Annotated in this window: 14 protein-coding genes and 1 pseudogene; 6 read left to right on the top strand and 9 right to left on the bottom strand. The window is 63.6% G+C overall.

Annotation, left to right across the window (positions count from 1 at the left end; all coding sequences use genetic code 11):
- Both ACZ5CZ_RS11835 and ACZ5CZ_RS11830 read right to left on the bottom strand, forming a co-directional pair.
- Positions 1–810 carry an HAD family hydrolase gene (locus tag ACZ5CZ_RS11835; RefSeq protein WP_468941747.1) on the bottom strand — a complete coding sequence of 270 codons (810 nt, stop codon included), beginning with the start codon at positions 808–810 and terminating at the stop codon, positions 1–3.
- Positions 811–989: 179 nt separating this feature from the next.
- Positions 990–1,187 (bottom strand): hypothetical protein, encoded by a 198-nt coding sequence (locus ACZ5CZ_RS11830; protein ID WP_330283574.1) that lies wholly within the window; start codon positions 1,185–1,187, stop codon positions 990–992.
- A 211-nt stretch (positions 1,188–1,398) separates the two neighbouring features.
- Here ACZ5CZ_RS11830 and ACZ5CZ_RS11825 point away from each other — a divergent pair, with 211 nt between their 5' ends.
- Together ACZ5CZ_RS11825 and ACZ5CZ_RS11820 are read left to right on the top strand one after the other, a co-directional pair.
- Complete coding sequence (locus ACZ5CZ_RS11825) at positions 1,399–2,439, top strand: AAA family ATPase (RefSeq protein WP_351232363.1); 1,041 nt, start codon at positions 1,399–1,401, stop codon at positions 2,437–2,439.
- Complete coding sequence (locus ACZ5CZ_RS11820; protein ID WP_468941743.1) at positions 2,436–2,996, top strand: phosphotransferase-like protein; 561 nt, start codon at positions 2,436–2,438, stop codon at positions 2,994–2,996. The genes ACZ5CZ_RS11825 and ACZ5CZ_RS11820 overlap by 4 nt, the downstream gene beginning before the upstream one ends.
- A 34-nt stretch (positions 2,997–3,030) precedes the next feature.
- On the opposite strand, the gene ACZ5CZ_RS11815 is transcribed toward ACZ5CZ_RS11820, so the two are convergent.
- The 7 genes and pseudogenes from ACZ5CZ_RS11815 to queC form a co-directional block, all read right to left on the bottom strand.
- Positions 3,031–3,888: a DUF1932 domain-containing protein gene (locus ACZ5CZ_RS11815; RefSeq protein ID WP_468941740.1), complete on the bottom strand. Its 858-nt coding sequence runs from the start codon at positions 3,886–3,888 to the stop codon at positions 3,031–3,033.
- Positions 3,885–4,604 (bottom strand): HAD family hydrolase, encoded by a 720-nt coding sequence (locus ACZ5CZ_RS11810; protein ID WP_468941737.1) that lies wholly within the window; start codon positions 4,602–4,604, stop codon positions 3,885–3,887. Before ACZ5CZ_RS11810 ends, ACZ5CZ_RS11815 begins: the two co-directional genes overlap by 4 nt.
- A gap of 86 nt (positions 4,605–4,690) precedes the next feature.
- Positions 4,691–5,367, bottom strand: a pseudogene (locus ACZ5CZ_RS11805) (amino acid--tRNA ligase-related protein); the annotation flags it as partial.
- Between the two features lie 412 nt (positions 5,368–5,779).
- Entirely contained in the window at positions 5,780–6,547 is a 768-nt protein-coding gene (locus ACZ5CZ_RS11800) for a GTP cyclohydrolase, FolE2/MptA family (protein WP_468941734.1), read from the bottom strand.
- Positions 6,548–6,550: 3 nt separating this feature from the next.
- Positions 6,551–6,907: a 6-carboxytetrahydropterin synthase QueD gene (gene queD / locus ACZ5CZ_RS11795; RefSeq protein ID WP_256638162.1), complete on the bottom strand. Its 357-nt coding sequence runs from the start codon at positions 6,905–6,907 to the stop codon at positions 6,551–6,553.
- Positions 6,907–7,542, bottom strand: coding sequence for a 7-carboxy-7-deazaguanine synthase (gene queE, locus ACZ5CZ_RS11790; RefSeq protein WP_450678886.1), 636 nt, complete (start codon positions 7,540–7,542; stop codon positions 6,907–6,909). Before queE ends, queD begins: the two co-directional genes overlap by 1 nt.
- Before the next feature lie 2 nt (positions 7,543–7,544).
- Entirely contained in the window at positions 7,545–8,255 is a 711-nt protein-coding gene (gene queC, locus ACZ5CZ_RS11785) for a 7-cyano-7-deazaguanine synthase QueC (protein ID WP_450678885.1), read from the bottom strand.
- 204 nt (positions 8,256–8,459) lie between these two features.
- On the opposite strand from queC, the gene ACZ5CZ_RS11780 reads away from it, so the two are divergent.
- Genes ACZ5CZ_RS11780 through dbpB (ACZ5CZ_RS11765) form a run of 4 tightly spaced genes read left to right on the top strand, consistent with a single transcriptional unit; the run spans position 8,460 to position 12,790 of the window.
- Positions 8,460–9,248, top strand: a complete 789-nt coding sequence (locus tag ACZ5CZ_RS11780) for a hypothetical protein (protein ID WP_468941730.1) — start codon at positions 8,460–8,462, stop codon at positions 9,246–9,248.
- Between the two features lie 3 nt (positions 9,249–9,251).
- Positions 9,252–10,394, top strand: a complete 1,143-nt coding sequence (gene dbpB, locus ACZ5CZ_RS11775) for a DGQHR domain-containing protein DpdB (protein ID WP_468941727.1) — start codon at positions 9,252–9,254, stop codon at positions 10,392–10,394.
- The gene (dpdA, locus tag ACZ5CZ_RS11770; RefSeq protein WP_256638167.1) at positions 10,391–11,647 is read left to right on the top strand and encodes a tRNA-guanine transglycosylase DpdA; all 1,257 of its coding nucleotides are present in this window, start codon (positions 10,391–10,393) and stop codon (positions 11,645–11,647) included. Before dbpB (ACZ5CZ_RS11775) ends, dpdA begins: the two co-directional genes overlap by 4 nt.
- 48 nt (positions 11,648–11,695) lie before the next feature.
- Complete coding sequence (gene dbpB / locus ACZ5CZ_RS11765) at positions 11,696–12,790, top strand: DGQHR domain-containing protein DpdB (protein WP_450678881.1); 1,095 nt, start codon at positions 11,696–11,698, stop codon at positions 12,788–12,790.
- Positions 12,791–12,832: the final 42 nt, after the last annotated feature.

Genomic DNA, 12,832 nt, shown 5'->3' with positions numbered 1-12,832 from the left:
TCATCGCTTCCCCCAACTGTCCAGCAAGGAGGGGAGTGCTTCCACGTCGGGTATCGCGCTGCCGGACCAAGAGGTCTCGCCGAACGCGAGGCCGGTCGGCCCACCCCGGCGTTCCACGCGTACGGCGCGTATCCCGGCCCGCTCGGCGCCGGCCAGCTCGTCACCGCCGCCGTCGCCGCAGTAGAGGACCTGATGTGGGGCGACTCCGAGTTCTCGCAGGACCGCGCGGAAAAGCTGGGGGGCGGGCTTCACCGCACCTTCCCGGCAGCTGAAGACGGCAGCGTCGAAGTATGGCGCGAGATTGCCGCCGCTCCATGCTTCGGCGATGTCCGGGGAGGCATCGCTGAGGACGGCCAGCCTGACACCACGGCGCTGAAGCTGTTCCAGGGCCTGAAGGAGATTTGCATCGGCCTGAAGCCGGACGTGGGCGATCCGGGCCAGGAGCACTTCCAGCTCATCAACGCAGGCTGCAGAGACGTCGCAGCGGGTGACGAGGTAAGCCGCGACCTCGGCGGTGTACGCCAGATGCCCGTCGTGTCTCGCTTGCCAGCTGTCGGAGAGCACCGACTCAGCGACCGTCGGGGATACGCGCAGGAGTGCGGCGAACTGGGCGGCAGCAGCTCTCCGTTCAGCCGCACTCGGGGCTGCAACGAGCGTGCCGAAGAGATCGAGTACCACCGCTATCGGGCGGGAAGCCGGAGCAGCGGAGCTCCGCTGGAGTGAAGTGCCAAGCAGTACGTCGCCCACTGGGTGTGTGGCGATCGCGGGCATACTCGCCGACAAGGGGGTGCACGTCAGCGGATAGCGCATGGTGAGGCTCCATCAGTAGATCGGTGATCTCATTCAGAACCGAACTCGTCAGCGGGCTGGATGCCTACGACTCGACGCACCCCTGTCGGGCGTCTGATAGGCGTGGGAAAACGGCATGGCTGTCACCAGGCCGAGGAGTCCGTGCTGGGCCGCCAAGCCCAGCGGCGCTGTCGGCGGGTTCACAGCCTCAGCCCCGACAGCAGGTCTGCGACCGACGTCGTGACGTCCTTCGCGAACGGGCCGATGTTCTGGGTCCCGGCGAGATAGAGGCCGAAGACGGCACACACCACGGCGTGCCCCGCCTTGAGCCCACCTCCCCGGCACAGGAAGACGATCACGATGCCGAGGATCAGCAGGACAGCAACATCAACAGCCACCGCGGAAGCCCTCCGAATCTCGTACGGATACTGGAGACCGAGGCGGGTAAGCGATGACCGCGTCGGTGTGACCATGACAGCGGTCCGGAGGTGTGCGGAGTATCACGAGCTGTTGCCGAAACTGCTCATCAACAGCTCATGGCCAACTGACCTGACTTTTCAACATCCGCTTTCACATGCGTTCATGAGAGGCTGACCTAGGCTCCGGAACATGACCAGGGATGGGCAGGCGGTAAGCGCAGTGGGGAAGAGTCGCCCGGGATGGCGCCCGGACAGGCTGAGACAGCAACGCGAAGCCCACGGCCTTACGTTGGAAGGCGCAGGCGAGCAACTGCGCGAGGTGGCCCGAGCGGCGGGGCTCGCGGTGCCAGCAGCTAACTTCCAGACCCTGTGGCAGCACGAGCAGGGTGAGGTCTATCCCGGGCCCCACTATCGCCGCGCGTACTGCCTGTTGTACCGCGCGACCGAGCCCGAGCTCGGCTTCCGGAACGCCCTACCCGATGAGGCCAGGAAGCTTAAGTTCACCGCGTCGAGCGAACCTCACAACGGAGCCCACGTGTTGGCGGTAGAGCGGGCTCTGCTCCAACTGGCGCCCGGTACAGAGGACACCGATGGTAAGGGCGTACAGCAGCGCATCCTCGACGCCTGGAAGCGCCGCCACACTGGCGGCGACCCGAACAAGCCGACGCTGATGATGGTCGGAGGCTATGCGGGCAGCGGCAAATCGGAGTTTGCCCGGTTCATCTCCCAGCTCACTGGCTGGCCTGTCCTCGATAAGGACCCAATCACGCGCCCCCTCGTCGAACGTCTCCTCGTCGAAATGGGCAGCGACCCGAATGACCGGCACACCGACCTCTACAGGGAGAAGGTCCGCCCGCTGGAGTACCAGTGCCTCCTGGAGACCGCGTACGCGAACATCGACTGCGCGATCAGCACTGTACTCACCGCGCCGTTCATCGCCGAGGCCACCGATCCTCGGTGGATGCGGCGCCTGATCAACCGCTGCGAAGCACGTGGCGTCACCGTCGCTGTCGTCTGGATCCAGTGCGACCTCGACACTATGCACGAGTACATCAGCTTCCGGTCCGCCGCCCGGGACAGCTGGAAACTCCAGAACTGGGACACGTACGCAGCCGGGATCGATCCCGCGTTGAGGCCTGTTGTGCCGCACTTGGTTGTCGACAACCGCCTTGGCGCCGCGATATCGCTCACGGACCAGGTACGCCAGGTTTTCGGAACGGTGTTCCAGTGAGGCGGGGCATCCTGCTGTACGGGCCGCCGACGGCAGGCAAGGACACCGTCACCGACGTACTCACCGAACTCGGTGCCCGGTACGTGCGGTTCGCCCGGCTCAAGATCGGAGAGGGAAACACCAAGGGCTACCGGATGGGCACACCGGAGAATCTGGCTGACCTTGAAGCACGCGGCGACGTCATCTACCGCAACGAACGGTATGGCAACGTCTATGTCGTCGACCGGCCCGGTCTCGAACAGGCCATGCAGGGCGGCAGGACGCCCATCGTCCACCTCGGTCAGATGGCGGGGGTCGAGCAGGTGACCGCCCTCTTCCCGGCGCACTGGGTGCGCGTTCTGCTGTGGTGCTCCAGGGAGACCACCGCCCTACGCTCGCCACAGCGGGGCGACACCGACACATCAGCTCGGTTGGCCGCGTGGGACGCCACCCAGGCCGATCTTGCGGCTCATCCCCAGGCTCAGTGGGAGCTGCGCGTGGACACGGACACGACGGCACCTCAGGAAGCCGCGAAGAAGATCGATGCCATCGTCCGCACGACATCGCCGCGCTCCTGACAGCCAAGACGTCGGCAACCCGTTGGTGCGATCCTCAACGCGGGTCGTCCAGATCCCGCTCATCGCGTAGGGCTTCGAGTGCTTCCTCGATGTCCAGTCGCTCGTCTCTCTTGCCGTCCCACCGGGCGAGTGTCGCAGCAGCCGCGTGCATCAGGGAGTCCGGCAGGCCGGCGTCGGCTAGCAGAGCCGCCGCGTCCTCGAGTTCCGGGCCCCAACGCCAGGCCCGAGCTGCGGTCTTGGGGATGTAGTCGGTCTCCACCAGGTAGCTACCGGTGCGCTTGGCCGCAATCACCAGCAGCTCGTCCGCGACGCCGTACGATTCAGCGGCTCCGTACGCCACGGCAGCAAGGACGCGGGAGACCTTCTGGTAGCTGGAGTAGGCGAGCTTGAGTGCGGATGCTTGGCCGATGCTGTCACCGAGGACGTGGGTCCGGACATCGGTTCCCGCGAAGAGTTCAATGATCTGGCCGCTCTGCTTGCCGGGGCCAGACAGATAGAGCGTCGGGGTCTTGCCGCCCACCGGAGGCGATCCCACCACCGCGGCATCGACGACCGGCACGGGGACCAGGCGGTCGGCGATGCGCCGCACGCGCGGCGGAGCAACGGCGTTCGCTTCGACATAGATCGTGCCCGCGCCGACCATGTCGAGCTCGGCCACTTGGGCGGCGACCTCCTCCGCAGCGGCCGGTGGGCATAGGGAGAGCAACACATCGGAGCGGGAGACGAGCTCGGGCAGTGCCTCGGGTTCGAGACCCGCGTGCTCAGCCCTGTGGCAGGTAGCGTCGCTGCGTCCGTCAGGACACCACAAAACGGTGTGGCCGCAGGCGCGCAGCTGGGAGCCGAAGGCGGATCCCATGCTGCCGGGGTGCAGCAGTCCGACGGTGTACGTCATGCCGTGGCCCTCGCGTGGTCGGCGCCGTGCAGAAGCAGGTGGTCGATGGCGGCGCGTGCGTGCGGCACCGTGTGGTCGGGCCCAGGGTCGTCCAGCGGCCAAGAATGGCCGTTGGCGATCCACATGGTGCTCAGCCCCGCGGAGCGTCCGCCGCCGATGTCGTTGACAGGGTTGTCGCCGACCATCCAGCCGCCATCGCCCAGCACGGTGTCGCAGCGGGCCGCAGCCAGAGCGAAGTGTCGGCGCTGCGGTTTGCGTGCGTCAGCCTCCTCGGAGACGAAGATGCCGTCCACACGCTCGGTGATACCAGTGGTCCTCAACTTGGCGCGCTGGATGTCCACCGCACCGTTGGTCGCTACACCCACCCGCCAGCCGGCTCCACGCAGCTCGTCCAAGCCATCGAGGATCTCGTCCGGGCACGACACCGAGGCTACGATGTCGGCGCAGTACGTGCGCCACAACTCCTCGGGCGACATGGGCAGCCGGTACCGGGCGCGGATCACTTCGAATGTGGACGGATAGGCCCGCTCGGCCACCATGCCCAGCACGTGCGCCCGCTCCTCGTCAGCCAGACCGTGCCGGGCGGTGAACTCAGCGGACCAGTCGGCCAGCGTTCCCCGTCGGTCCACGAGGGTGTTGTCCAGGTCGAAAAGAACCAGTAGGCGCGCCACATCCCGCACTGTAATGCGCGAGATAGACCCGTCGTACTCCTCCACCTCACCCGTTCGATCGGAAGCCGGGCTCGTCGGGTACACCGTGAAACTGAAACCCGACGTAGGGCAGCGCAAGATGCAGCGTGCAGCTACGGAGTGAGTCGGTTCGGTCCACGGAAGAGGAACGTAGCCTCGCGGATCGACTCTAGGCCGAGCATCACCATCAGCACCCGTCCCAGTCCCATGCCCAAGCCACCGTGCGACGGGCAGCCGTACCGGAACGCGTTCAGGTAGTCCTGCATCGGCTCCAGGCCCATGTCCTTCTCGGCGGCCTGCTTCAGCAGCACTTCATACCGGTGCTCGCGCTGCGCGCCGGTGGTGACCTCCAGCCCTTTCCAGAGCAAGTCGAAGCTCAGTGTCACACTCGGATTGTCGGCGGGCCGCATGTGGTGGAAGGGCCGGATGCTCACCGGGTAGTGCGCGATGAACACGAACTCGTGGCCGGTGGCCTCCGGGATGTGGGCGCTGACGCTCCGCTCGCCCTCCGGGTCCAGATCCTCGATGCGGAGGAATGGAGTCGTGGGGACGGTGATCTCAACGCCGAAGTACTCTCGGATGGCCTCGCCGTGGGAGTCGGTGATCTTCGCGATCGCGTGGGCCAGCATCTGCTCCTCGAACGCCATGATGTCCTCGACGCCCTCGATCCAGGCGAGCTCGACATCGACGCCGGTGAACTCGGTGGCGTGCCGGGAGGTGAACGACGGCTCGGCGCGGAAGACGGGTCCGATCTCGAAGACCTGTCGCACCCGGCTGAGATCGCCATCTGCATCCCTGGCTACTCGTCTCCATCAACGCGTTGCCCAGCACGATACGGATCCCAGAGGCGCCGTCGCAGTCAAGAACCGCGAACTCCCGCATGATCTACGCCTTTTCCGGCGACGGCGCCGAGCCGTCGTGGCCGGCCGAGATGCTTGCGGACTACGGGGGCCAACCGCATAGCAGAGCCGGACAAGCGGCAGCGGAGGAAGATGCCACCTTCAGCACCCTTTCGTGTAACCCCTTGGCTGGCGCTGACCTGCCGAAGACAGCCCGCAGGCCAAAGATCACCGAAGCCATCGCGTCAGTAACGGTTCGTACAGCGTGGATCTTGAGGAGTGAGCGCGATTGGCCCAGCAGCAGCACGATGTGCTGGAACTGGGCCAATCGGAGGAAAGATCAAGCCGCGATCAGATGCTGGCTCACCCAGCGACGTATGCGACGGCGTCGTGGCTATGGATGCTTTCTAGGTTGCGGACCCTCACCGAGTGACGAAGACCCCGCTGGCGGCAGACGTGGCTGACCTCGCGTGCCATATCTTCCACAAACACAGGGTGGTCGTACGCCTGCATCGTCAACACGCGTTCATCCGGACGCTTTACCAAGGGCACGACAGGAGCGGACGCACACCGCTCGAGCAGCCGTACAGCCTCCTGCACCCCAAACGGATAGGGCGTGTCTCCATGTCCTGTCACGGACAGGGTGACACGGCTGCGCTGGTTGTGGGCACCGTAGTCAGAGATCGCTTTCGAGCATGGGCACAGGCTCGTGACCTCGGTGGTAACCGACGTGATCACCGTCGTGTCGCCGTCGTCCCAGCGGCCGTCGAAACGGACATCGTGAACCTGGCACGACTCGGCGCCGCTCGCAGGCGCGATCACGGTCGTACTCAATGGGACGGCAACCGACACCGCGAGCGCCGGCGCATCAAGAAGATCCGCACCGACTTTCAGGACGTACGGCAGCTTCCGCGGATCGAACCGGCGCAGATGTTCGTGGGCGAGAGCCACCATTCGGCTCATGTGAGTGCCACGGCGGTCATGCTGGAGCCGCACGGTCACTTCGATCTCGGCGATGCCCTCCTGGCGGAGGTGACCGTCCTCGAAGTACAGCGGGTACCGCAGGCCGCTGATGCCGACATCATCGATCTCGATGCCGCGAGGGTCCGTCTCGTTCTGAATATCGTGCATCGCTCACTCGCCCCGATAGGTGCAGCCAGACGTGCACGTCTCGCGAACGGTGAGGGCCGAGAGTGCGGGCAGGGTCGGCTGCAGCCGCTCCCAGATCCAGCGGGCGAGGACCTCGCTCGTCGGGTTCTCCAGGCCCTCGATGTCGTTGAGGTAGTAGTGGTCGAGCCGTGCTTCGAGAGGCTTGAAGGCCTTCTTGAGGTCGCCGAAGTCCATGACCCAGCCGGTCTCAGGGTCGACCGGAGCCTCGACGTGGACGATGACCTTGTAGGAGTGACCGTGCAGGCGCGAGCACTTGTGGCCCTCGGGCACGTTGGGCAGGCGATGTGCAGCTTCGAAGGTGAACTCGCGAAAGATTTCCATTACTGAATTCCCAGATACTTGTGCGTCTGGAGAGAGAGGGTCCAGCGCGGGTTCTTCTTGCAGTACTCAACGGTCGCCCTGGTGTTGGCCTGGGCGTCCGGGCCGTCCATGGGCTGGAGCCTGAAGTGCCGGAAATCCAGGTGCTCGAACTGGCGAGGGTCTCCGCCCAACTGGGGGTACACCAACTTCAGTTCGTCTCCGCGGGTGACGACCAACTCGGAGCCGATCTTGGGGCTGACGCAGATCCAGTCGATGCCCTTGGGCGGTACGCGGGTGCCGTTCGTCTCGACTGCCACCTCGAAGCCGTGGGCATGCAGCGCATCGATCGCTGCTTCGTCGAGTTGCAGGAGCGGCTCGCCGCCCGTGCACACCACGAAGCGGTGCTCTCGGGAGGACGACGGCCACGCATTTTCGACTGCTTGAGCGAGGTCGTCCGGGCTCCGAAACTTGCCGCCACCTTCTCCGTCAGTTCCGACGAAATCTGTGTCGCAAAACTGGCAGATCGCACGGTGACGATCCTTCTCCAGGCCCGTCCACAGGTTGCACCGGGAGAAGCGGCAGAAGACGGCCGGACGGCCTGCGTGGCTCCCTTCGCCTTGCAGGGTGTAGAAGATCTCCTTGACCAGGTAGGTCATTCTCACGCGCCCTGGTACTGCACAGGGTCGGTGACGCCAGCCTCGGCGAAGCCCTTGAGACGGAGCAGACAGGTCTCGCAGTGCCCGCAGGCCCGTCCCTGCTCGTCCGGGTCGTAGCACGAGGACGTCAGGGAGTAGTCCACGCCAAGGCGCAGGCCTTCACGGACGATGTCGGCCTTCGACATAGAGATGAGCGGGGAGTGCAGCTTGAGCTTCTGCGTGCCCTCAACTCCGGCGCGGGTGGCCAGGTTGGCCATCTGCTCGTACGCCTCCATGTACTCGGGCCGGCAGTCCGGGTAGCCGCTGTAGTCGACCGCCGTCACGCCCGTGAAGACGTCACTCGCTCCGACCGTCTCCGCGAAGGCCAGCGCGAAGGACAGGAAGATCGTGTTGCGTGCCGGAACGTAGGTGATCGGCACGCTGCTGTCGATGCCCTTGTCGTCAGCAGCATCCAGGGACTCGTGCTTCGGAACCTCGATGTCCGACGTGAGGGCCGAGCCACCGAAAACTCGCAGGTCGATGTCCGCGATCACGTGACGCGCAACCCCCTGCGCCGCGGCCACGCGCTTTGCGGACTCAAGCTCCACACTGTGCCGCTGGCCGTAGCGGAAGCTCAGCGCGTACGGCGTGTAGCCCTGGTCCTTGGCGATCGCCAGAACAGTCGTCGAGTCCAGCCCGCCACTCAGAAGAACGATCGCGGGACGCTCCGCCATGCCTGCTCCCTAGTTAGATCTCACGTGTACGGCTGAACACTAGCGTGAAAACTGCCAGGTAGAGTAACGGCAACAAACTTCTAGTTATACTCGTCGGGGAGTAGGGGCTGCGTGAAGCAACTAACGCTGGTCGTCACATGCACGGACCGCAAGGCTGCTGTGCCAGAGACCGAACTGCAGGCGAGGCAGCTTCCCGCAGGACCCGTGAAGGAGCGTGCCGCGCTCTGGAGCGAGCGCATCAACAGTGCCGCTCACACGCACTCGCTCGCCGAGCTCTACCGCGGCGACCATTGGACCCAGGCGCGCCGTCTCAGCGAAGCAGCTGCTCAGGCCGGATTCAAGGCCGACCTCTGGGTGGCCTCCGCCGGCCTCGGCCTTCAGCCCGTTTCTGCCTCCGCCCCCTCTTATGCGGCAACCTTCAGCACCCGACATGCCGACTCAGTAGCCACCACCGCAGAAGACGGCGCCCTGTGGTGGAGCCAACTCCAGGAGGGAACCGGTCGAGCAACGCTGCAGGAGCTCGGCAAGGCCAGCCCTGTCCTCTTGGTTCTTTCCGAAACCTACGCAAAGGCCATGGAAGCGGAACTCCGTGCCTTGGCGAACGTCGCCAGCGAGGCCCTTCTCTTCGGCGGAGTGGAAGTTGCCGGCATCCCAAGGGTCCCCGCCGACGCAGGGTTGAGGCGCACCTTGGGCGGAACGCTGACGAGCCTGAATGTGCGCATGGCCACGACGTGGTTCCAGCACTGCCAGGACGGTCAACTCACCTCAACGGCAACCATCGACTCCTGGAACAAATGGGCCACCAGTGAGTCGAGGCCCGAGCAGCACAACCGCCGACCGATGACCGATGAGCAGGTGATCGCCTTCATCCGAACGGAGACCTCGACCCATCCCGGCATCTCGCGGACGCGGCTTCTTCGCCTGCTTCGAGACGGCGGTCAGGCCTGTGAACAGAGCCGCTTTGCCAACCTGTACATCAAGACGATGGGGTGAGCCGTGACAGAGAACATTATCCGGCGCAGAGCCCTGCGCATCGAGCAGAACCCCAGCATCCCCCTCTACCTCTTCGCCCTCGAAGCCGGAGAGGTTGATCGCGTGGCTGACGTCGCCCGAATCTCCCGTGACGAGGCCGGGAAGCTGCTCGGCTACCAACGTCCTGAGAAGAAACACCACGTCAAGCAGATTCTTGATTACCTGGACGGCGAAGACGTCCTCTTCCCGAACGGTCTCATCCTCGCCCTTCCCTCCTCGGTCCGCTTCAAGGGCAGCCGAGGGCCCAACACCACCGATGGCTTGGCGACCATCGGAACCATCGAAATTCCGCTACCGGATTCCGATGACGCACCCCGCCCTGCCCTGATCGTGGACGGGCAACAACGAAGCCTCGCCCTCGCACGCACGAAGCGGTCGAAGCTTCCTATCACCGTTGCAGGATTCGTCGCTGAGGACCTCGAAGTGCAACGCGACCAGTTCCTTCGAGTCAACACCGTGTCGCCGCTTCCCAGTAATCTGGTGTCAGAACTTCTGCCGGAGGTCAACACCAAGCTCCCCACCAGGCTGTCGGCTCGGAAACTTCCCTCCGCGCTTGTCAATGCTCTAAACCAGGACAGCGACTCACCGTTCAAGGGGCTGATCAAACAGGCCTCGACGACTGGGGACAGAAAATCTGAGGCCGTCGTCAAAGACAACAGCCTCATCTCCGCGATCGAGGAGTCGCTCTCTCCCTCCGGAGTCCTCTTTCCGTACAAAAACCTCTCTAACGGAACCACTGACACCGCGGCGATGAGAGACATCCTCGTCGTCTACTGGACGGCTGTCAGGGACACTTTCCCGGAGGCGTGGGGCCTCTCGCCGGCAAAGAGTCGACTCATGCACGGTGTGGGAATTCGATCAATGGGGCGCCTCATGGACCGGATAATGGACCGTGTGCTGTTGAGTGCAGAAGTCGGGTCGAAAGACGCCTACGACATGGCCATGGCGGAACTGGAACTGGTTAAGCCTCACTGCCACTGGACCAAGGGGCGCTGGCCAGAACTCAACATTCCTTGGAACGATTTGCAAAACACGCCCCGTCATATCAGTACTCTGTCAAACGTCTTGATCCGGATCTACCTTCAGTCGAGGATGAGCGCGTCGTGAAGTTCTATTTCCCAGACAGTCAGGACCAAATCAGCCCCGGATACGATTTCATCAACGACGAATACCCGTATCATCGAGTCCGACAGAGGGACGATCTGTACGCCCACCAAGCGGTGAGCCCGGCGCCGTACGACGGGATACTGGTCAGCAAGGCCATCGTAGATGGAACGGTAAACGGCGCCGGAAAATACGCCGGAAAATACAGTACTGGACAGCGGGACCGGCTCTACCGAGACGGAGTGAGTCACTTCTTTGGGCTGCCCGACACGATGAGAAGCCTCGGCGACTGCGGGGCATTCAACTACATTGATCAGGAGTACCCGCCGTACAGTATTGATGAAGTCCTCGACTTCTACTATAAATGCGGATTCGACTCGGGAATCAGCATTGACCATGTGATCTTTGGTTACAAGCCCGACCTTCCTGAGGAGGACGCCGATCCGGCATGGGTGAAGCGTCGCGAGATTTCACTTGATTTGGCGGAAAAGTTCATCAAGGCTGTCAAGAGCCGCAACAGGATGATGCCGGAGGGGAAGAAGGGGCTTGAGCCAGTGGGCGCGGCTCAGGGGTGGAGTCCGGACAGTTACGCGGACAGTGTCTCCAGGCTTCAGAAGATGGGATACAAGAGGATCGCGCTGGGCGGCATGGTCCCACTGAAGACACCGGAAATCATTGCATGCCTCGAGCGAATCTCTGACGTTCGCAAGGATGGCGTTGAATTTCATCTCCTAGGAATCACTCGCGTTGACAGCATGGAACGGTTCGTCGACTTCCATGTCACGAGCTTCGACAGCACATCGGCGTTCCGTCAAGCCTTCATGGACGAGCGGAACAACTATCACACAGCCGACCGCGCATACATGGCGATCAGGGTTCCCCAGGTCGATGGAAATCTCGCCCTCAAGCGGCTGATTCTGGCGGGGGTGGTTTCGCAATCCGAGGCCATGAAGGCTGAACGAGAATGCCTCAAGTTGCTTCGCCGGTACGACGCTGACGACGGCGTCGAAGTTCAGGAAGTCATGGATGCGCTGCGCGCGTACCAGTCCCTTCTCGGCGACGAGAAGAAGCTGAAGAAGGTCGAGAAGTACGAGGCCACGCTCACGGACCGTCCCTGGCGGCACTGCCCATGCGATCTGTGCAGGCAGCACAAGATCGAGATGGTTATTTTCCGTGGAACGGAGCGAAACAAGCGCCGCGGATTCCATAACATGACGGTACTCGAAGCCAAGATGCGCAAGCTGCCGCTCACATAATCACCCAGACCGCGCATAGTACTCAAAGTAACTCAAACAGGAGATGATGTGGCCGACCGCTACGTGTTGAAGGTTCCCGCGCTCAAGGTGCTCCAAGGCAGCAAGGAGATCTACTGCTTTGCTGTCGACGGCAAGAAACTGCACGACTTCGCCTCCGTCTCGCGTATCCGCCGTGACGGCCAGAAGCAGTTGCAGGGATACCAGCGGCCCGAGGTCCTCAGCCACATCCGCTCGATCCGCCGCTACCTCGAGTCAGAGGGAGCGATGCTTCCCAACGCTGTGGTGCTGGCCTTCGACGAGCGGGTGACGTTCGAACCGGCCGTCCGCAGCAGCGACGTGAAATACTCCATCCCCGGCGAGCTGATCATCCCAGTCGATGAGTCACTTGCTGACGACCAGAAGCCGGCCTGGCTGGTGGACGGGCAGCAGCGCAGTGCCGCCATCAGGGACGCCGACCTCGCAGAGTTCCCAGTCGCAGCCGTCGGCTTCATCGCGTCACAGGAGGAGCAGCGGTCGCAGTTCATCCTGGTCAACTCGACGAAGCCGCTCCCCAAGGGGCTTGTGTACGAACTACTGCCCGAGACCACCGGCCAGTTGCCGCGTTCGTACGCGCGACGCCAACTCGCCGCCCGGCTCATGGTCCTCCTGAACATGAGCGACGGACCCTTTGGCGGCAGGATCAGCAGTCCTACGTCGCCGAATGGCAACATCAAGGACAACAGCGTCCTGAAGATGCTGGAGTACAGCATCTACGAAGGTGCCTTGTACCAGTACCGCAACGCCACCGACGGTACGGGCGACGAAGAGCGGATGCTGGCTCACCTGACGGCCTTCTGGACGCCAGTGGCAGACATCTTCGAGGACGCGTGGGGGAAGCCTCCTAAGGAGTCGAGGCTGACCCACGGTGTCGGCATCCAGGCCATGGGCTTCGTCATGGACCGGCTGACTTCGGGCACCCCGGTTGAAAAGGTCAAATGGGACAAGGTTCGGCGCACTCTCCGAGCCCTGGAGGACCACGTGGCCTGGACCTCCGGCACCTGGAAGTTCTCGGATGGCCAGGAGTACGGCTGGAACAGCCTCCAGAACACCATGAGCCATGTACGTCTGCTCAGCAGCCACCTTCAGGCTCTGGTCACGAAGTAGTGCCCGACGGCACTCCCCGATGGCGGCCGCCCCACCTCTGTG

It is taken from the genome of Streptomyces sp. NPDC031418 (assembly GCF_055581605.1).
This window is presented reverse-complemented; position numbering and strand designations above follow the sequence as displayed.